At 71.0% G+C, this 19,515-nt stretch carries 12 protein-coding genes; 6 read left to right on the top strand and 6 right to left on the bottom strand.

Features of this window, described 5'->3' with window-relative positions:
- The 5 genes from DPQ23_RS12450 to DPQ23_RS12430 all read right to left on the bottom strand — a co-directional run.
- Positions 1–1,323: PEP/pyruvate-binding domain-containing protein (locus DPQ23_RS12450; protein ID WP_276310560.1), on the bottom strand; the 1,323-nt coding region annotated here is incomplete at its 3' end.
- Positions 1,324–1,440: 117 nt separating this feature from the next.
- Positions 1,441–2,415: a zinc-dependent alcohol dehydrogenase family protein gene (locus tag DPQ23_RS12445; RefSeq protein WP_276310562.1), complete on the bottom strand. Its 975-nt coding sequence runs from the start codon at positions 2,413–2,415 to the stop codon at positions 1,441–1,443.
- An 80-nt stretch (positions 2,416–2,495) separates the two neighbouring features.
- On the bottom strand, positions 2,496–3,701 hold the full coding sequence (locus DPQ23_RS12440; RefSeq protein ID WP_112875108.1) for an efflux RND transporter periplasmic adaptor subunit: 1,206 nt from the start codon (positions 3,699–3,701) through the stop codon (positions 2,496–2,498).
- Between the two features lies 1 nt (position 3,702).
- Entirely contained in the window at positions 3,703–6,069 is a 2,367-nt protein-coding gene (locus tag DPQ23_RS12435) for an ABC transporter permease (RefSeq protein WP_112875107.1), read from the bottom strand.
- Positions 6,066–6,779 (bottom strand): ABC transporter ATP-binding protein, encoded by a 714-nt coding sequence (locus DPQ23_RS12430; RefSeq protein WP_112875106.1) that lies wholly within the window; start codon positions 6,777–6,779, stop codon positions 6,066–6,068. Before DPQ23_RS12430 ends, DPQ23_RS12435 begins: the two co-directional genes overlap by 4 nt.
- Positions 6,780–7,319: 540 nt before the next feature.
- On the opposite strand from DPQ23_RS12430, the gene DPQ23_RS12425 reads away from it, so the two are divergent.
- The 4 genes from DPQ23_RS12425 to DPQ23_RS12410 all read left to right on the top strand — a co-directional run bounded on the left by DPQ23_RS12425 (position 7,320) and on the right by DPQ23_RS12410 (position 14,568).
- Complete coding sequence (locus DPQ23_RS12425; protein ID WP_205961460.1) at positions 7,320–9,845, top strand: cation-translocating P-type ATPase; 2,526 nt, start codon at positions 7,320–7,322, stop codon at positions 9,843–9,845.
- A gap of 132 nt (positions 9,846–9,977) precedes the next feature.
- On the top strand, positions 9,978–10,802 hold the full coding sequence (locus DPQ23_RS12420) for a universal stress protein (protein ID WP_112875105.1): 825 nt from the start codon (positions 9,978–9,980) through the stop codon (positions 10,800–10,802).
- 383 nt (positions 10,803–11,185) lie between these two features.
- Positions 11,186–13,456 (top strand): coiled-coil domain-containing protein, encoded by a 2,271-nt coding sequence (locus tag DPQ23_RS12415; protein WP_162630735.1) that lies wholly within the window; start codon positions 11,186–11,188, stop codon positions 13,454–13,456.
- A gap of 41 nt (positions 13,457–13,497) precedes the next feature.
- The gene (locus tag DPQ23_RS12410) at positions 13,498–14,568 is read left to right on the top strand and encodes a TAXI family TRAP transporter solute-binding subunit (protein WP_112875103.1); all 1,071 of its coding nucleotides are present in this window, start codon (positions 13,498–13,500) and stop codon (positions 14,566–14,568) included.
- A gap of 121 nt (positions 14,569–14,689) precedes the next feature.
- On the opposite strand, the gene DPQ23_RS12405 is transcribed toward DPQ23_RS12410, so the two are convergent.
- Positions 14,690–16,600 (bottom strand): ExeA family protein, encoded by a 1,911-nt coding sequence (locus DPQ23_RS12405; RefSeq protein ID WP_162630734.1) that lies wholly within the window; start codon positions 16,598–16,600, stop codon positions 14,690–14,692.
- A 327-nt stretch (positions 16,601–16,927) separates the two neighbouring features.
- On the opposite strand from DPQ23_RS12405, the gene DPQ23_RS12400 reads away from it, so the two are divergent.
- Complete coding sequence (locus tag DPQ23_RS12400; RefSeq protein ID WP_112875101.1) at positions 16,928–18,343, top strand: cytochrome ubiquinol oxidase subunit I; 1,416 nt, start codon at positions 16,928–16,930, stop codon at positions 18,341–18,343.
- Positions 18,343–19,353, top strand: a complete 1,011-nt coding sequence (cydB, locus tag DPQ23_RS12395) for a cytochrome d ubiquinol oxidase subunit II (RefSeq protein WP_112875100.1) — start codon at positions 18,343–18,345, stop codon at positions 19,351–19,353. The genes DPQ23_RS12400 and cydB overlap by 1 nt, the downstream gene beginning before the upstream one ends.
- Positions 19,354–19,515 lie beyond the last annotated feature (162 nt).

The following is a 19,515-nucleotide window of genomic DNA, read 5'->3' as shown; positions in this document are numbered from 1 at the left end:
AACTCGTCCAGCAGTTCGTTGGAAATCGTCATCGTCCTTGCTCCTCTCAGGAAGCATGGACCAGATCAGCGATACACAGAAGATCGGACACTCTCTGGCGGCGGCGCGCTTCATCACGGGCACCCAGTCGGGGTCGGTGGTCGAGGTCACGAGGATCGATCCCTCGACGAAGCGGTCAATGTCGCGCGCGCTTTCGATCAGGCAGACGGTGCCCGCCACGACGGCCTCACCGATGCTGAGGCCCCGCAGCAACTCGCGGCCGTGCTGTCCGATCCGATAGGACAGGAACGTGCCCTTGCCGCCCGAGCGGACGGTCTCGGGCCGCGCCTGGACGATGTAGATCAGCCCCGTCTCGCCGTCCTTGGCCCATTCGATGTCCATGGCCCGGCCGTAATGGCGCTCGATCACGCAGGCCTGCCGGGCGAGATCGAGGATTTCCGCGTCCGAAAGGACGAACCGCGCGCGTTCCTCGGCGGTGGTGGGAACATCGCGGGTGGCTGCGCCATCGCCGTCCCCGTGGACCAGCTTGCGGTCCTTGGCGCCCAGTGTCTTCTCGATGATGGGGCTGCATCCGGGCTGGTCGAGCAGGGGCTTGAACACCTGGTATTCGTCGGGACTGACGGTTCCCTGCACCACCGTCTCGCCCAGGCCCCAGGCCGCGTTGATCAGAACGACCTTGTCGAAGCCCGACTCGGTGTCGATCGAGAACATGACGCCCGCGCCCCCGACGTCAGAGCGGACCATGTGCTGCACGCCCACCGACAGCGCGACCCGCGCGTGCTCGAAGCCCTTGAGACGGCGGTAGGTGATCGCCCGGTCGGTATAAAGCGAGGCATAGCAGCGCCGGCAGGCGTCCAGCAGGGCGGGTTCGCCCCGGATGTTCAGGAAGGTCTCCTGCTGGCCGGCAAAGCTCGCGTCGGGCAGGTCCTCGGCGGTGGCGCTGGACCGCACCGCGACCGCGGGTTCGGCCACGCCCGTGCGGCGCGCAAGCTCGCGATAGCTTGTCAGGATGGCCTGCCGCGCCTCCTCGGGCCAGTCCGCGGCACAGATGGCGGCGCGGATGGTCTGGCCGGCCTCGGCCAGCGTGACCTCGCCCTTTTCAAGCCGGGCAAGCGTCTCGTCGATGCCTTCGTTCAGCCGATTGGCGGCCAGGAAGTCGCGGAACATGTCGGCCGAGGTGGCAAAGCCCGGCGGCACGCGGATGCCCGCCCCGGACAGCCGCGCGACCATCTCGCCCAGCGAGGCGTTCTTTCCGCCCACCTTCGGGACATCGTCCCGGGCAAGATCCTCGAACCAGATGACCAGCGGGGACGAGAGGGGCATGAGGCACCGCCATGCTTGAAGACAAGGGTTTCCCGTCCACTTTGTCAGACGGGCAACCGTCCTGCCAAGGTTTCCGTGCCCGCGACCGGCCGGGGCAGTTGCCCCTTGGGCCATCCCTCAGGGGACCAGCACCGCCGCGCCCTGAAGGCGGCCGTGCCGCAGGTCGTCCAGCGCCTCGTTGGCGCGGTCCAGCGGATAGCGTGCCGTCTGGGTGCGGACCCTGGCGGCCTCGGCCAGCGGGAAGAAGGCCTCGCCGTCCGCGCGGGTGAGGTTGGCGACCGAGACGATCTCGCGCTCGTGCCACAGATCGGCATAGGGAAAGGCCGGGATATCGCTCATGTGGATGCCGCCGCAGACGACCCGGCCGCCCTTGCGCACCGCCCGCAGCGCCAGCGGCACCAGCGCGCCCACGGGGGCAAAGATGATGGCGGCGTCCAGAAGGGCAGGGGCCGGCTCGGACGACCCGCCCGCCCAGGCCGCCCCCAGCGCGCGGGCGAAGTCCTGCGCCGCCTCGTCGCCGTCGCGGGTGAAGGCGAAGACCTCGACCCCCTGATGCCGGGCGATCTGGCACAGGATGTGGCTGGCCGCGCCAAAGCCGTAAAGCCCCAGCCGCTGCACCGGCCCGGCCATGCGATAGCTGCGAAAGCCGATCAGCCCCGCGCAGAGCAGCGGAGCCAGCGCAACCGGATCGGCGGCCTCGGGCAGGGGAAACACATAACCCGCGTCGGCCACGCAATAGTCGGCATAGCCGCCGTTGCGGGTATAGCCCGTGAACAGCGGCGCATCGCACAGGTTCTCTCGCCCCATGGCGCAATAGGGGCAGTGGCCGCAGGTCTGTCCAAGCCAGGGCACGCCGACGCGCTGGCCTGTGGACAGCCCCGACACGCCGGGGCCTGTCTGCTCGACGCGACCGACGATCTCGTGGCCGGGGATCAGCGGCAGCCGGGGCGCGGACAGTTCGCCGTCCACGATGTGCAGGTCGGTGCGGCAGACCCCGCAGGCCTCGACCCGGATCAGCACCTCGTGCGGTCCGGGCGCGGGCTGCGGCAGATCCCGCGCGTGCAAAAAAGGCGATCTGCCCGTTAAAATCATCGCCCGCATTCGTGATCTCCCTTTCTCGCCACACGCATCGCCCTGCGCGCCCGTGGGGCTCAGGGTCGACCGTCGGCGGATCATGGCCCCGTTTCCGGCACCTCTGCTGTCGTCACCCGGACGCCGTCGGCGATGCGGTCGCTGGGATGCAGGATCACCAGCGCGCCGGGTTTCAGCCCGCTCCGCACCTCTGCCCAGTCCTGGTTGCGTTCGCCCAGTTCGATGGGGGTAAGCCTCGCGCGACCGGCTTCGACCCGGAACACGGCCCATGCGTCCCCGCTGCGAAACAGCGCGCCGACCGGCACGGCTGTCAGCCCCTTGCCCTGCCAGACGACGATATGCGCGATCACGCGATATCCGTCCCCCAGTCGCTGCCGCAGGGCCGGATCGTCCTCGGGCGCCAGGACGGCCGTGACGCGCTGCTCCTCGATCCCCAGGGCCGACACGCGCGTGACCGCCGACGGATCGACGCGGGTGACGCGCGCCGCCAGCGGCGGGCCGCCCCAGCCGTCCAGGGTGGCGGGGGCCCCGGCCTCAACCCGCACGGCATCAGACGACAGAAGCTCGACCACGATCTCCAAGTCGGACGGGTCCCCGATCTCCAGCAGGGGCGTACCCGCGGTGACGACCTGCTCGCTTTCGGTCAGCACGCGCAGGATGCGGCCGCTGGCCGGTGCCACGATCTCGACGCAGCAGCCCCCATTGCCCGCCTGTCCGCTGCCCTCGATCAACGCGGCCCTGGCGCTCTCGAGCTCTCGCTCTCGCACCATGAGGTTGGCCCGCGCGCTCTCGACCGCCGCCTGCGCCGCAGCCGCATCAAGACGCGCCTCGTCCAGGGCGCGCGCGGGCATGGCTTCCCGGTTCACCAACGCCTCGACGCGCCTCAACTCGGATCGGGCATAGTCCCCCTGCGCCCGCGCACGGGCAAGCTCGGCCTTGGCAAGGCCGACCGCCGCTTCGGCCGCGTCGCGCGTGGCCTCGGCGATCCGCCGCGACCGCAGGTCGAGCAGGGCAGGGTCGGCGGGACTGATCCGCGCGACGATCGTGCTGCCGGCGATGACCTCGTCGCCAGCGTGAAGATCCTGGCGCGACATATGGCCGGGCATCGGCGCCGAGACCGTGAAGATCTCGCGGATGCGGGCCTCGCCTTCCTCTTCGATCAGCACGTCGATGTCCTGCCGCCCGACCGGCGCCGTGTCCACCAGTATGGCGCGCGGCCAGAGCGCCCAGGCAAGGCCCGCGGCGACCATCAACACAAGAACAGCCCATGCAACGCGCCGGATCATCTCATTCCCTTGTCTTGAGGACCTCGACCATGTCCAGGGTGTTGATGCGTCCGCGCACCAGCAGGGCCGAGGCGAGGGCGGCCGCGATCACGACCAGGCTTGCCCAGGCATAAACCTCGGGGCCGATCACCAGCGGCACCCGGTAAAGTTCCGAACTGAAGGCGCGCACGACCAGAACGGCAAATCCCGTCCCGATCAGCCAGCCCAAGGGCTGGGCCAGAAGAACCACGACCGCGATTTCGCCATAAAGGATGCCCGCCACCTCGGCGCGGGTGAAGCCGAGAACCCGCAGGCTGGCAAGTTCGCGCCCCTGCTCGGACAGCGAGATGCGGGCGAAGTTGTAGACCACGCCAAAGGCGATGATCGCCGCAAGGCTCAGGTAGACCGTGGTCGAGATGGTGATGTTCTCGGCCATGGTCTGTCGAAAGCGGCTGAGCGTCAGCGACTTCAACGACAGAAAGCCTGCCTGCGGCGTGTCCTTGACGGCCGCATGGAACGCGGGCAGGGCCGCCGGATCAAGCGTCAGGCGCACGGCGCTGATCATCGCGCCCTCGCCCAGCATCCGGTTCAGCGCGGACAGCGGCATCGCGGCGCCCAGGCCCACATAGCCCTGGCTCAGCCCGCTGACCGGCAGCCGGGTCACGCGCCGGTCGCCTTCCAGCACCTCGACGACCACCTCGTCGCCGACTCGCACCGTCAGCAGATCGGCCAGCGCCTCGGACAGCACCACGCCGGCATCGGGCAGGGCCATGGGCTGGCCTGTCGGATCAAGCAGGCGCGACAGGTCCCCGCCTTCCGCAACCCCGGCCAGGCCCACGCGGCGTTCGGCCGGTCCATGCGACAGGCGCACCGACACCACCCGCTCGGGCTCGGCCCGCAGCACGCCCGGCATGTGCCGGACGGCATACAGCGCGGCATGGGGCCTCGCCTCGGCAAAGACCAGCGTGGCGTCCTGCCGTTCGGTCTGCGTGAAGGTCAGGTCGATCATCCGCTCGATCGAGCCGAAGCTCCAGAGCGAGCCGACCAGCACCGCGACGGCGAAGGCCACCCCGAGGACGCCGCCCCCTGTCCGCACCGGCCAGCGCAGAAGATGGCGCGCGGTCATGACCGCGCTCTGCCGGAACCGGACGCGGCGTTCCAGGGCGCCGCCCCAGAGCCGGCGATAGCGGACCGGCGCCGGGGGCGACATCGCGACCGCGGGCGGCAGCCACGCCACGGCCCGCACCGCACCCACGGCCCCGGCGACCGCCGCGCCCAGCGTGACAAGGGCGGCGACAGCATAGGGCCGGGGATTCTGGGTGAAGATCAGATAGGGAAAGTCGAAGAAACGGGCATAGATGCCCGCCAGCCCCGCCCCCATCCAGGCCCCCGCCGCCCAGCCGATGGCGATGCCGATCGCCGCGATGGCCGCCACGAAGCCGACATAGTGCCGCACGATGGCCCAGGGGCCATAGCCCAGGGCCTTCAGCAGCCCGATCTGCTCGCGTTCCAGCGTGATGAGGCGCCAGAGGGTCATGTTCACAAGGAACGCCGCCACCGCCAGGAAGATCGGCGGCAGAACCCGGCTCATGCCGCGAAGCTGCCGCAGTTCGGCGTCGAGGAAGGCATGGGACATCTGGTCCTTGCGCGTGGTGGCCCCCCGTCCGCCGTAGGGTTCCAGAAGCGTGTCCAGACGCGCGATCACCCGCGGCTCGGACGCGCCGGGGACGAGTTTCAGCACCAGGTCGTCAAAGGCGCCCTGGCGATCGAAGGCCGCGGCAAGGCTGTCGTGCGGCATCCACGCAATGCCGAAGCGGCGCGGATCGGGCATCATGTCGCCGGGCCCGAGGGCATAGATGTATTCCGGCGATATGGCGATCCCGGTGATCGTCACCTGACGCTTGCGCCCGTTGATGAGCACCTGCACGTCTGACCCGGGCAACAGGCCATGCGCGGCGGCAAAGTCCTGCGACACCACGGCCTCATCCGCCCGTCCGGCTTCGGGCAGGCGCCCCTGCCGCAGGTGAAGGCGGTTGAGCCCCTCGGCCCGCGGCACCGAAACCAGAAGAAGGCTGCCCGGCTCGGCCATGTCGGGCATATTCACCAGGGCAAGCCGGACGATCCGCGCCTCGGCGTCCAGAACGCCATCGAGGGCCTCGATCTCGGCCAGCAGCGCCTCGGGCGCGCGGGTGGCCGAAGCAAAGACATCGGCAAAGCGGTTTTCCTCGTAATAGGCTTCGCGCGTGCGATCGAGCGCATCCGTGGCCCCCACGCCCAGCACCAGCGTCGCCACGCCTGCCGCCATCACCAGCGCGATGGCCAGAGCCTGCGCCCAAAGCCTGCGCAGATCGCGCAGGAGCTTGATGTGCAGGGGCGCGAGCCGGATCACCAGCTGACCTCGGCGGGGGACTTGCGCGTCGTGTTTTCCTCGACCCCCGAGATGCCGCCGTTGGCAAAGCGGACGACGCGATGGGCAAGGTCCTTGATGGCGGCGTTGTGGGTGATGACCAGCGTGGTGGCCCCGATGGCCTCGTTCACGCGCATCAGCGCCTCGAGCACGCGCACGCCGGTCGCCGAGTCGAGCGCCCCCGTAGGCTCGTCGCACAGAAGGACTTCGGGGTTCTTGGAGATGGCCCGCGCGATGGCGACACGCTGCTGTTCGCCCCCGGACAGTTCCGCCGGAAAGTGGTCCACCCGATCCTCAAGCCCGACCATGGCCAGCGCCTCGCGCGGGCTCATCGGGCGGCGGGCGATCTCGGTCACGAGGCGCACGTTCTCGAGCGCGGTCAGCGAGGGAACGAGGTTGTAGAACTGGAACACGAAGCCCACATGGTCGCGCCGATAGCGGGTCAGCCCGGCATCCGAAAGACGGGTCAGCTCGTGATCCATGAACCAGGCCTCGCCCGAGGTCGCCTGGTCGAGGCCGCCGATGATGTTGAGGAAGGTGGACTTGCCCGAGCCGGACGGCCCGAGGATCACGATGAACTCGCCCGCGGCCGCCTGAAAGTCCACGCCGCGCAGCGCCTGCACCTCGACGGTCCCCGAGCGGTAGGTCTTGGTCAGGCCATGCGCGCGGAAGATCGGGACAGGGGCGTCCATCGGCGGGTCCTTGGGGGAACAAGGCCGACCCCTGCGTCCTTGATGCTCGGCTGGCGAGTCGGCACCCATAATTTCGGTCACGGACATGCTCTTGCGCAACGATGATCCTGTGTCTGCGGCAAGCGGGGGGCCGGGCGCAAGGGCCGGATGCTGGTCCCGATCCTCTGGGGGGACGAGTGCCGGCCCATCGGTCGGCCGCTTTCGTTGCCGGGTTGCGGATCGGCGCCATCGGCATGAGCATGACCCCCCGGCAAGGTGGCAAGGCTGCACGAGCATGGTGTCAGAGCTTGCCAGAGGGCGCCGACGAGATGAGCATGGCTTGCGGACTGCCCCTGTGCGGGTGGCGCCGACGGCGCAAGGGAAAGCGGTGCTGCAACGACCAGGGGCCGTTCGATCCCACGAGGCAGGGGACAGGGGAAAGCACGTGCTGTTCAGGGTTCATCCCCGTGTGCGCGGCCATGGTCCGCGTCACACGATCGGGCCGCGGCGGGGCCGGGAACACCCTGGTCCGTCAGCCATGGTGAAGGCCGGGGGGTCCGCGTGAAAATCGTTCCCTCTGCGGGGGCCGATGGCCTCACCGCGGCCGAGGCGGCGCGCCGGCTGGCCGAGACCGGCCCGAACGCCCTGCCCGAGCCGCCGCGCAAGGGCGCGTTGGGGATTGCGCTTGCCACCCTGCGCCAGCCGATGTTCCTGCTGCTGATCGGCGCGGCCGCGCTTTACCTGCTGCTGGGGGACCTGGGCGAAGGGCTGTTTCTGGTCTTCGGCGCGGCGGCCACGGTGGGGCTGGTGGTCCTTCAGGAATCCAGAAGCGAACGCGCCCTTGCAGCCCTGCGCGACATGGCCAGGCCCATGGCCCGGGTCCTGCGCGACGGTGTCGAGCAACAGGTGCCCTCGCGCGACCTTGTTCCGGGCGATGTCATCCTGGTGGCCGAAGGAGAGAGGCTTCCTGCCGATGCGGCGCTTGTGGCCGGGGACGCCCTGACGGTCGACGAATCCGCCCTGACCGGCGAATCCGTCCCCGTCGCCAAGCGCCTGCTTGCCCCCGGCGAGGCCACGACGGATGCCGACCCCGGGGGCGAGGCGACGCCCTGGCTCTATTCCGGGACGATGGTCGTGCGGGGGCAGGGCACTGCGCTGATCCTGCGGACCGGGACCGCGACGCGTCTGGGCCGCATCGGCGTATCGCTGGCCGCCATCGCCGCGGAACCCACGCTGCTTCAGCGCACGACAGCCCGGCTCATCGCGTGGTTCGGTTCGCTGGCGCTGGCCTTCTGCGGGCTGGTCGTCCTGGCCTATGGTCTTCTGCGCGGCGACTGGATCAACGGGGCGCTTGCAGGGATCACGCTGGCCATCTCCCTTCTGCCCGAGGAGTTTCCGATGGTCCTCGCGATCTTCCTGGCGCTCGGCGCCCGGAGACTCGCGAAGGAGAACGTCCTCGTGCGCCGCTCGGCGGTGATCGAGACGCTCGGGGCCGCGACCCGGCTTTGCGTGGACAAGACCGGCACCCTGACCGAGAACCGGATGCGGCTGGCCGCGCTGTGGACGGAAGACGCGGGGGAAATGGCGGTCGTCCGCACCGGCACGGTTCCCGAACCGTTCCAGCCCCTCCTTCGCATTGCGGCGCTCGCCTCGGCGCCGCGGCCGGTGGACCCGATGGACCGCGCCGTGCGCGAACTGGCGGGCGAAAGCGATGGCGCTCCTCTGGCGACGCATCCCCTTCGTCCCGAGCGCCTGGCGTTCGTCCAGTGCTGGGCCGAGGGTGAGAGCGCATTGATCGCGGCCAAGGGCGCGCCCGAGGCGGTGTTTGCGCTCTGCCGCCTGCCCGCAGACAGGATCGCCCTGCTGGGCACCGCAGTCGGCCGGATGGCGACGCAAGGGCTGCGCGTTCTGGCGGTTGCCAGCGTCCGGGTGCCCTTGATCGATGCCGCCCGGCGTCCCGACGCGCTTGCGTTTGCCTTCGACGGCCTTCTGGCCTTCGAGGATCCTCTGCGCGACGATGTGCCTGCTGCGGTCGCGCGGGCCCGTCATGCGGGGATCGACGTGGTGATGATCACCGGGGACTATCCGGCGACCGCGCTCGCCATCGCCTCGGCGGCGGGCATCGATACAGCCGCGGGCGTCGTGACCGGCCCGGACCTTGCCCGGCTCGGCCCCGATGCCCTGCGCGAACGGGTCCGGGCTGCAAGGGTCTATGCCCGCGTCCTGCCCGAGCAGAAGCTGGCGCTGGTCGAGGCGATGAAGGCCGACGGGCAGATCGTGGCGATGACCGGCGACGGCGTCAACGACGCCCCCGCGCTGGAGGCCGCGCATATCGGGATCGCCATGGGCCTGCGCGGCACCGATGTCGCGCGCGAGGCGGCGGACCTGGTGCTTCTGGACGACCGCTTCGCCTCGATCGTGGGCGGCGTGCGGCTGGGGCGGCGCATCTTCGGGAACCTGCGAAAGGCGCTGACCTACATCGTCGCCCTGCATGTCCCGATCGCGGGGCTTGCGCTGGCGCCCATCCTGCTGGGCCTGCCGCCCATCCTCTTTCCCGCGCATGTGGTCCTGCTCGAACTGGTGATCGACCCGGTCTGCGCGCTTGTCTTCGAGGCCGAGCCGGGCGAGCGCGGCGCCATGGACCGTCCGCCGCGCCCGGCCGACGAGCCGCTGTTCGGCACCCGCCAGCTTCTTCTTGGCATCGTGCAGGGCGGCGTGATCCTCGCGGCGCTCCTCGCGCTCTACATCCTTGCGCTCGGCCGGGGTATCCCCGAGCCCCAGACCCGTGCCATGGCCATGGTCGGCCTGGTCACCGCCAACCTTGCCCTTGCCTTTGCCAATTCGGCAGAGCCGGGAACCCGTCTTTTCGCCGCCTCTCACCGCGTCTTCTTCGCCATCGCCTCGGCAGCGGCGCTGGTGATCAGCCTGATCCTCCTGCTCCCATCGCTCGCGGCGACCTTCGATGTCGCGCTCCCCTCCGGGCCCGCGCTCGGGACGGCGCTTGCCGTCGGTGTCCTGTCGGGGGGCTGGTGGGGGCTGCTGCGCCTGGCCGGCGCCCGCGCCGGTGCAAGGCAGGCCGATGCGTGAACGCACGGCTGCCCGCCCACTGGACCAGCCCGGACACCTGGCGGCAGGGATCCCCCGGAACGCGCCGATTGAAGCTGCCTGCCCGAGCTTTCATTATCCCTGCCATCACGCCCGCACACAGGAGCATCGGTTATGGCCATCCGCAGCATCATGACGACCTATCTCGGGAACGGCGGCGGCGAAGGGGCGCTGCGGATGGCGCTGCAGATGGCCCGGAAATACGACGCCTGGATCACCGCCGTCCTGTGGCAGGCGCCCAATCCGATGCGCAACCGTCCCGGCTCGTTCTTCACGCGCGAGATCGACCGGGTTCTCGACCAGGCGGAAGCCGAGTTCTTCCAGCAGCGCCAGCAGACCTTCACGGCCAGCGTGACAGAGGCCGGCCTGCAGGACCGGGCCGAGTTCGTCGAGATCAAGGGCCGGAACGGCAACGGCATCGCCCAGGCGGCCGCCGGTCACGACGTGGTCGTGATGGGCAGTGCCCCGACGGGGCCGCGGACCAGCGACTTTGCCACACGCCCCGATGTCGTGGCCCTGCGAAGCGGCCGGCCGGTGCTGATCGTGCCGCCCGAATACGACGCCCCAACGATCGTGGAATCGGCGGTGGTCGCGTGGGACGGCAAGCGCGCCTCGGCCCGCGCGCTTGCGGATGCGATGCACATCCTGGGCACCAAGGACAGGGTCACGCTGCTGGGGGTCGGCGCCGACCTGGGGCCGGACTATGGGCAGGACGTGCTGCGGCTGCTGTCGCGGCACGGCATCGACGCCGATCTGGCGGTGCGCCCCGCGGGTCCGGGCGGCATCGGTCGCACGATCCTGGACGCCTGCGCCGAGCTGCGCGCAGGGCAGCTTGTCATGGGCGCCTACGAGCACAGCAAGTTCAGCGAGGACCTGCTGGGCGGCGTCACCCGCGACATCCTGGAGACTGCGACCCTGCCAGTGCTGATGTCGCACTGAGGCCACGTTGGGTCTGGGGTCCGGGCGGGCGTCGCAGGGCGCCGCTGTCCGCCAGGCCGTCCGGCAGCCTTTCGGCATCGCCGGCAGGGCGGTCTGGTGCGGGATCGGACGGGTCGGCCGGCTGCGCCCCGGGCAGACGCGGCCGCCGCACGGCACGCCGCGCCTTTCCCTGCGGCATCGACATCGTCCGGCCCCCGAGATTGACCCCCGCGATGGCCATGCTTGACAGGTCTGGACAGGATCGCGCTTGATGTCGGCAAACGAGGTGGGATGTGATCAGGCTTCTTGCCGCAAGCGCATTTTGGGCCGTCCTGGCCAACGGGGCCGTCGCGCAAGACACCGCGGCCCCTGCCGAGCCGCCATCGCCGGCAAAGGCCAGCGCCTTGCGGGAAATCATCGTCCTGATGGAGGATGAGGCCGCCGACCTGCGCCGTCAGGTCGAGGCCATGCGCGCAGAACTGGCGGCGGGGCAGGTGCGGGGCGCCGCCGCGTCCCCGCGCGAACTGTCCGCCCCGGGCACGACGGACCTGATCGAGCAACTGGAAACGGCCCGGGCCGAGGCGCGCGCGGCCGAGGACAAGGCGGCTGCTGCCGACCGCCTGCTGGGCGAGCGCAATCAGGAAGTGCAGGCCGTCTCGGGCAAGGCAGAGGACCTGGCCTCGCAGTTGCAGGCCGCCCGGACCGAGGCCGCCGCGGCGGCGCAGCGACTGGCGGCGGCCGAGGCCGCCCTGGCCGAGCGCGAGGCCCGGCTGGCCAAGGCCGAGGACCTTGCCGCGCAGGCCAGCACCCGCGCGGACGCGCAGGCAGGCGCGGACAAGGAGCTGGCCGATCTGCGGGCGCGCCTGGCCGACGCCGATACCGCCCGCCAGCAGGCGGAACAGGCGCGGGTCGAGGCGGCAACCCAGCTGGAGGCGACGCGCCAGGAACTGGCGGCGCTGCGCGAGGCCGGCGCCCGCCAGGCCGCGGATCAGGCCGCCCTGGCCGATGCGGAAACGCGTCTGGCCGACGTGCGCCAGCAGACGGCCGCCTCCGAAGCGCGGCTGAAGGATCTCGGTCAGCAGAGCGCGACGCTCGAGCAGCAGATCGCCGATGCCCGCAAGGCGCTTGGCACGGCCGAGCAGCAGGTTGCCGATCTGGTGGCGCAGCGGGAGGCCGCAGAGACCGAGATCGCCGCGCTGGAGACCCGCCGCAGCGAGGCGCAGGCCGCGCTGACGCAGGCCGAGCAGCAGGCCGCCGATCTGGCGGCGCAGCGGGAGGCCGCAGAGACCGAGATTGCCGCGCTGGAGACCCGCCGCAGCGAGGCGCAGGCCGCGCTGACGCAGGCCGAGCAGCAGGCCGCCGCCCTGACGGCGCAGCGTGAGGCGGCACAGGCCGAGATCGCCGCGCTGGAAACGCGCCGCAGCGAGGCGCAGGCCGCGCTGACGCAGGCCGAGCAGCAGGCCGCCGCCCTGACGGCGCAGCGTGAGGCGGCACAGGCCGAGATCGCCGCGCTGGAAACGCGCCGCAGCGAGGCGCAGGCCGCGCTGACGCAGGCCGAGCAGCAGGCCGCCGCCCTGACGGCGCAGCGTGAGGCGGCACAGGCCGAGATCGCCGCGATGGAGACTCGCCGCAGCGAGGCGCAGGCCGCGCTGACGCAGGCTCAGCAGCAAACCCCTGATCTGGCCGCGCAGCAGGAGGCGGCAGAGACCGAGACCACCGCACTGGAAACCCGCCGGAGCGAGGCAGAGGCCGCGCTGACCCAGGCCCAGCAGCAGGCCGCCGATCTGGCCGCGCAGCGGGAGGCGGCAGAGACCGAGACCGCTGCGCTGGAAGCCCGCCGCAGCGAGGCGCAGGCTGCGCTGACGCAGGCCGAGCAGCAGGCCCCCGATCTGGCGGCGCGGAACAAGGCGGCAGAGGACGCGATCGCCGCGCTGGAGGCCCGCCGCAGCGAGGCAGAGGCTGCGCTGACCCAGGCCCAGCAGCAGGCCGCCGATCTGGCCGCGCAGCGGGACGCCGCACAGGCCGAGATCGCGGCGCTGGAGACCCGCAGGACCGAGACGGAGGCGGCGCTGGCCGAGATGCAGCAGCGCGAGGCGGAACTCCGGCAGGGGATGGAGGCGGCGACGACCCGGCAGACCGCCGCGACGGCAGCGGCCTTGGAGGCCGAGCGCCGCCGGGCCGAGGCCGAGCAGGCCGTTGCCTCGGTCGAGGAGCGTCGCGCCACTGCCGAGGCGGCGCTGGCCGAGACCGCAGCGGACCTTGAACGGATGACACAGTCGCGCAGCGCGCTGGAACAGGAGGTCGCCCGACTGACCGCCGCGCGACAGGCGCAGGAGGCGGACCCCGCGCCCGCCGAGGCGACGGCAGCCACGCCCGCCCCACAGGCGCCGCCCGTTCCTGCCCAGGCGGAAGCGCCCGCAGAACCGCCGCCCGCCACGCAGGCGGCTGCGGAACCGCCGGCCGCGGCGCCCACCCCGCAAGCGCGATGGACGGCCGAGCAGATCGAGGCCGCCCTGGCGCGCGCGCCGGCGCTTGGCAACGGGCCCGAGCGCGCCGAGCTGCAGCGCCGCCTGAGCGAGGGGGAATGCGCGCCGGAGGCGCTGCGGGCAGCCTATGGCCAGATCAACCGGCAGACCCTGCTGACCCTGGTCGCCGAGCTTGGCCCCTGCAACTGACATCACGGCCGCCGCAGAGCGGACAACGGAGGGAAGACGAGATGGGCAAGACCAGATGGCTCGGCGCGGCGCTTGGCGCGATTCTGGCGCTGGCGACGATCCCGGCGACCGCGCAGGACTTCGGCAAGGCGGTGATGACCGGCGGCGCGACGGGCACCTATATCCAGATCGGCCGTGATCTGGCAGGGCTGATGGCGCAATGCGGCCAGACGCTGGAGGTGATCGAGTCCGCAGGGTCGCTGGAAAACTTCATGGCCGTGCGCACGCGCCGCAACACCCAGTTCGGCATCGTGCAGAACGACGTGCTTGAGTATCTGAAGACCTATTCCGCCAACGATCCCGACGTGGCGCGGGCCATCTATGGCGTGCGCATCGCCTTCCCGCTGTACGACGAGGAGGTCCACCTGCTGGCCAGGTCGGACATCGACAGCATCGCCGATCTGGCCGGCAAGCGCGTGGCGATCGGGGTCGAGAACAGCGGCACCTTCCTGACCGCATCGCTGGTGCTGGACCTGACCGGCGCCAAGCCTGCCGAACGGCGCCAGATCGCGCCCGCCGATGCGCTGCCCGCGCTGAAGGCGGGGGACATCGACGCCTTCTTCTATGTCGCAGGCGCCCCGACCGCCCTGTTCGCCGAAGGCGAGATCGACGGGAAGCAGTTCCACCTGGTGCCGATCGCGGACGAGACGCTGAAAAGCGTCTATGACGAGGCGACCATCCCCGCGAACACCTATCCGTTCCAGCCCGAGGCGGTGGAGGGGATCGCGGTCAAGGCGCTGCTGATGACCTATGACTATGACCCCCAGGGCAACAGCTATCAGAGGCAAAGCTGCAAGGCGGTGTCCGACCTGTCCAACCTGATGCTGACGCGCCTGCCGCAGTTGCAGGAAAGCGGCCATCCCAAGTGGAAGAACGTCGACCTGCAGGACATTCCGCCGGGCTGGGACATCGGCAACTGCGTCAACGCCGGTATCCAGCCGGGGTACGAGCTTCAGTGCGAAGCCCCGCTCGCCCCCGCGACCCCCGCGCAGCCCGGTCAGGCCGCGCAGCCCGCCGAAAGCGAAGCCAACCGCGCCTACCGCGAATACATCTGCTCCACGCTGGGGTGCTGATCGGGGGGCGCGCACGGGGGCGCGCACGGGGGGCGGCGGGCCTGCCGGACCCCCCGGACCGTCCGCCGGACCTGAACGCCTGCCTTGGCGTCCCTCCGATGGCGTCCCTCCTGGCGGAGGGCTACTCGTCCGCCGGGATCATGCGGACCATCGCCGAGGGCGCGCTTTCCGAACCGTCCGCGCCGACCGCGGTGACGCGCCAGGCGCTGACCGGGAACGGCACGAGCAGTCCCGGCACCGATGTGGTGCGGATGGACATCGGCTCGTCCTCGGGTCCGAAGCTTTCGACCCGGAACCGGACGGGTGTGACCCCGTCGGGCACGCGCCAGATCATCTCGCTCGACCCGTCGCTCAGCCTAGCCTGAAAGACGGGTTGGGGCGGGGCTGGCGTGCCGGGCAGCGCGGCGGCCCCGGACAGGGTCCGCAATCGCTGCTGCGCCGCCGGCACCTCGCTTGCCGCGGCATACCACAGGCGTGCCGTGCCCGGGCTTTCCTCGACCCCCATGCCAGTTTCATGAAGCTGGCCAAGGTAATAGGCCGCGCGGTCATGCCCGCGGATCGCCGCGCGGGCATAGGCAAGGGCCGCCTGGGCGGGGTCCTGCGTCTCGAACTGCAAGGCGCGCTGCATCAGGACCGTGACCGTCGGCTCTGACGTGATCGCGACCGGCTGCGGCACCGGCACCGGCGCTTGCAGCGGCACGGGGGACGGAACAGGCGGGCTGGCCGCGGGCGCGGCCGCCTGCTGGTCCACGGCTGCGCTGACGGCCGGGGGCGCTGCCTCCGTTGCGGCCGGGGCGGGCGCCTGCCGGGACGGCAGCCACAGATACGCCGCGCCGCTGGCCAGAGCCGCCGCCGCAAGCCCCAGGACCAGGCGCGGGCCGGGTCTGCGCCGCGATGAAAGCGGCACCGGATCGGCCATCGGATAGGGCGCGGGGGCATGCGCCGCGGCCGCAGGCACGCCTTGCCCCGCGGCAGGCGCAAGGGCGAGGTCGGGGGCCGTCCTGTCCCGCACGGCGGCACGATCCATGACCGGCGCCGCAAGCCGCTGCGGCGTGCCCTGGACCTGCGGCGGCGTCCCGTCGGCCGGGATGGCGGCTTGCGACCAGCTTTCGTTCGCCCGCTCTGCACGCTGGTTCAGCAGGTCGCCCGCCTCGTGCAGCACGGCGCTGACCCAGGCCCCGTCGAGCCGCGACACCCCCTCTGCGGCCGCGGTCGCCAGGCAGCAGTCGGCCGTGATGTTGATCAACCGGGGCACGCCATGGCCGAGGGAATGCAGGATCTGCATCGCGCCCACGGTGAAGATGGGCGCGTCCGCGCCGGACTGGTCCAGCCGATGCTCGACATAGGCTGCGGTGTCGCCCTCGCTCAGCGGGGCCAGGACATGGGTATCCTGCGCGACGGGCAGGCCGCGCACCGCGGGCGCCTCCCTCAGGGCGCGCAGGTCCGGCCGCCCGGCCAGCAGCAGCGTCAGGGCGCTGCCCTCGGCGGTGTCCCCGACCAGCGAGGCCAGTGCCAGCAGGCCGTCCGCGTCAAGCGCCTGCGCGTCGTCCACCATCAGCACGACGAACCCGCCATCGGCCCGGATCTGCCGGGCGAACCGGCGGATCTGATCGGCCGCCGGGGCGGGACCGTCGCCGTTGTCGGGCAGGCCGAACGCATGGCGCGCCTGATCCAGGATGTCGTCGGGACGGGCATGAAGGGCCGAGACGAGCCCGGTCGTCCAGTCCGTGTCGTGCCGGTCCAGCAGCCGCCGCAGCAGGGTCGTCTTGCCGGTGCCCGCCTCGCCGGACAGCCAAAGCATCGGTGCGCGGGCGGCGACCCCGTTCTCGATCCAGTCGAGCGCGCGCTGGTGGGCCCGCGAGCCATGGAACAGGGCCGGGTTCGGCAGGAGGCCAAAGGGAGCCTGACGAAGACCGAAATGATCGAGGTAGGTCACGGACATGGCGGGCGGATGGTGCCCGCTTAACCCCACGCGCGCAAGCGGTGCGGCGCTGTGGGTCCACGACCCCTGTCCCGAGTTCATTCTGGCCATGGTCCGGGTCCGGGCGGCCGCGGGACTGACGCGGACCATGGGTTCCGGCGGCGCCGGCTCGTGCCCTTTCAACATGCGGCCTTCCTTGGACCCGGGGCCTTTTCGGTCGTCCTGCCGGCTGGAAAACGGGGCCAAACCGTGGGCGGTCACGGTCAGGGGCCACAGGCTGTCGGCCGCGGTTTCCCGGCAAGGCACGCCGCAGAAGCCCCCCCGGCGCGACCCGGATCGGCTTTGCGCCAGCAGCATGGCGACCCGGCCGCGTTGGTGGTGGACAAGCGGTCGGCGGTCTGGCCCCTTGTGCTCAGGCCGACCGCGTGAGGGGGGACCATGTTTGAATCGCTCGACGCCGTGCTGCTGGCGCGGATGCAATTCGCCTTCACGATGTCCTTCCACATCGTGTTTCCCGCCTTCACCATCGGTCTGGCCAGCTATCTTGCCGTGGTCCAGACGCTGTGGCTGGCCACCGGCCGCGAGGTCTATCACAACCTGTTCAAGTACTGGGTGCGCGTCTTTGCCGTGGCATTCGGCATGGGCGTCGTGTCCGGCATCGTCATGTCCTATCAGTTCGGCACCAACTGGTCGGTGTTTTCCGACCGGGCCGGGCCGGTCATCGGGCCGCTGATGGCCTATGAGGTGATGTCGGCCTTTTTCCTCGAGGCCGGGTTCCTGGGCGTGATGCTGTTCGGCATGGACCGCGTGGGCCGCGGGCTGCACGCCTTTGCCACCTATGCCGTGGCCCTGGGCACGCTGCTGTCGGCCTTCTGGATCCTGGCGGTGAACAGCTGGATGCAGACGCCGCAGGGCCATGTCGTCGCGGACAACGGCCAGTTCCTGCCCGCCGACTGGTGGGCCGTGATCTTCAACCCCTCGCTGCCCTATCGGCTGGTCCACATGGTGCTGGCCGCGTATCTGACGACCGCGCTGGTGGTGGGGGCGGCCGGGGCGTGGCACCTGCTGCGGGCGCGGGCGACGGCGGAAAGCCGGGTGATGTTCAGCATGGCGATGTGGATGCTGCTGCTGGTGGCGCCGGTCCAGATCGTCGCGGGGGACCGGCACGGGCTGAACACGCTGGACCACCAGCCCACCAAGATCATGGCGATGGAAGGGCATTTCGAAAGCCATCCCGAGGGCGCGCCGCTGTATCTGTTCGGCCTGCCGAACATGGAAACGGGCACGCTGGATCATGCGGTGGGCCTTCCGGGACTGGGCTCGCTGATCCTGATGCACGACAGCGGCGCGGCGATGTCCGGGCTGGACAGCGTGCCGCGCGACCAGTGGCCGCCGGTGCCGGTGGTGTTCTGGTCGTTCCGGGTCATGGTGGGCCTGGGCCTGCTGATGCTGGCCGTCGGCCTGTGGTCGGGCCTGGCCCGACTGAAGGGGCGGTTATACGACTGGCGCTGGCTGCACCGCGCAGCACTGCTTGCGGGTCCGGCCGGCTTCGTCGCGGTCCTGGCCGGCTGGGTCACGACCGAGGCCGGGCGCCAGCCCTATACGATCTACGGGCTTCTGCGGACGGCCGACAGCGTGTCGCCCATCGCGGCGCCCGCGGTCGGCGTGTCGCTGATCGCCTTTGTCCTGGTCTATGCGGCGGTGTTTGCGGCCGGGGTCGTCTATATGCTGCGGATGATGGCACGCCCACCGATGCCCGACGAACACGGACCCGTGCGCGGGGCGCCCCAGCGCGCCGCGGGGATCGTCCCGGGCGGGGCCGCGGCCGCAACCGCCGGACGGGAGCTGCGCTGATGGGCCTGGACATGGACGTGACCACGATCCTGGCCTTCACCACGGCCTTTGCGGTGTTTCTGTATGTCGTGATGGACGGCTTTGACCTGGGGATCGCGCTGCTGTTCCCGCTGGTCGACGATCCGGGCGATCACGACATCATGGTCAACACCATCGCCCCTGTCTGGGACGGCAACGAGACCTGGCTGGTGCTGGGCGGCGGCGCGGTCCTTGCCGGCTTCCCGCTGGCCTATGCGGTGCTGATGCCCGCGCTTTACGTGCCGGTGATCGCGATGCTGCTGGGGCTGGTCTTCCGCGGCGTGGCGTTCGAGTTCCGCTTCCGCTCGATCCGGCGCCGCCACTGGTGGGATCGGGGGTTCGTGCTGGGCTCGCTGGTGGCGGCGCTGGCGCAGGGCGTCGCGCTGGGGGCGATCCTGCAGGGCGTCGCGGTCGAGGGGCGCGCCTATGCCGGCGGCTGGTGGGACTGGCTGACGCCGTTCACGGTCCTGACCGGGATCAGCGTCTGCCTGGGCTATGCGCTGCTTGGCGCAAGCTGGCTGATCCTGAAGACCGAGGGGCGGTTGCGCGATCGCGCCTATGCGCTGGCCCGGCCGCTTGCCCTTGCGACGCTGGCGGCCATCGCCGCGGTCAGCCTGGCCACGCCGTTTCTTCAGGGCGACTACTGGCGGCGCTGGTTCACCTGGCCCACGCTGGCCATCGCCGCGCCGGTGCCGCTGCTGACGGCGCTGGTGGCCCTGGCCCTGCTGCGCAGCCTTGCAGCCCGGCGCGACCACTGGCCGTTTGTGCTGACGCTGGCGCTGTTCGCGCTGTGCTTCGTGGGCCTGGGGGTGTCCATGTTCCCCTGGATCGTCCCCGGCGCGCTGACCATCCACGACGCCGCCGCCCCGGAAACCAGCCAGAAGTTCTTCCTGGTGGGGGTGATCCTGCTGATCCCCGTGATCCTGGTCTATACCGCCTATTCCTATTGGGTGTTCCGCGGCAAGGTCGGCGCGGACGCGGGCTATCATTGATGGGCCGCAGGCTGGCGTGGTTCGTGGCGCTGTATCTGGGCGGGGTCGGCACGGTGGCCGCCGTCGCCTGGGGGCTGCGGCTGTGGATCGGGTAAGGGGCGCCGTCCGGTGCCGCGGTGGCCTTGATCGTCGGGTCCTGGATGGCGGCGCGCCGTGTCGAAG

Origin of the sequence: Paracoccus endophyticus, assembly GCF_003286075.1 — a bacterium.
GTDB lineage: Bacteria > Pseudomonadota > Alphaproteobacteria > Rhodobacterales > Rhodobacteraceae > Paracoccus > Paracoccus endophyticus.
This window is presented reverse-complemented; position numbering and strand designations above follow the sequence as displayed.

Excerpts from the sequence above, each read along its gene's own strand:
- DPQ23_RS12430 (WP_112875106.1), bottom strand. The coding sequence starts at position 6,779 with ATGGACGCCCCTGTCCCGATCTTCCGCGCGCATGGCCTGACCAAGACC.
- DPQ23_RS12420 (WP_112875105.1), top strand. The coding sequence starts at position 9,978 with ATGGCCATCCGCAGCATCATGACGACCTATCTCGGGAACGGCGGCGGC.
- DPQ23_RS12445 (WP_276310562.1), bottom strand. The coding sequence starts at position 2,415 with ATGATTTTAACGGGCAGATCGCCTTTTTTGCACGCGCGGGATCTGCCG.
- cydB (WP_112875100.1), top strand. The coding sequence starts at position 18,343 with ATGGGCCTGGACATGGACGTGACCACGATCCTGGCCTTCACCACGGCC.
- DPQ23_RS12440 (WP_112875108.1), bottom strand. The coding sequence starts at position 3,701 with ATGATCCGGCGCGTTGCATGGGCTGTTCTTGTGTTGATGGTCGCCGCG.
- DPQ23_RS12400 (WP_112875101.1), top strand. The coding sequence starts at position 16,928 with ATGTTTGAATCGCTCGACGCCGTGCTGCTGGCGCGGATGCAATTCGCC.
- DPQ23_RS12405 (WP_162630734.1), bottom strand. The coding sequence starts at position 16,600 with ATGGCCAGAATGAACTCGGGACAGGGGTCGTGGACCCACAGCGCCGCA.
- DPQ23_RS12410 (WP_112875103.1), top strand. The coding sequence starts at position 13,498 with ATGGGCAAGACCAGATGGCTCGGCGCGGCGCTTGGCGCGATTCTGGCG.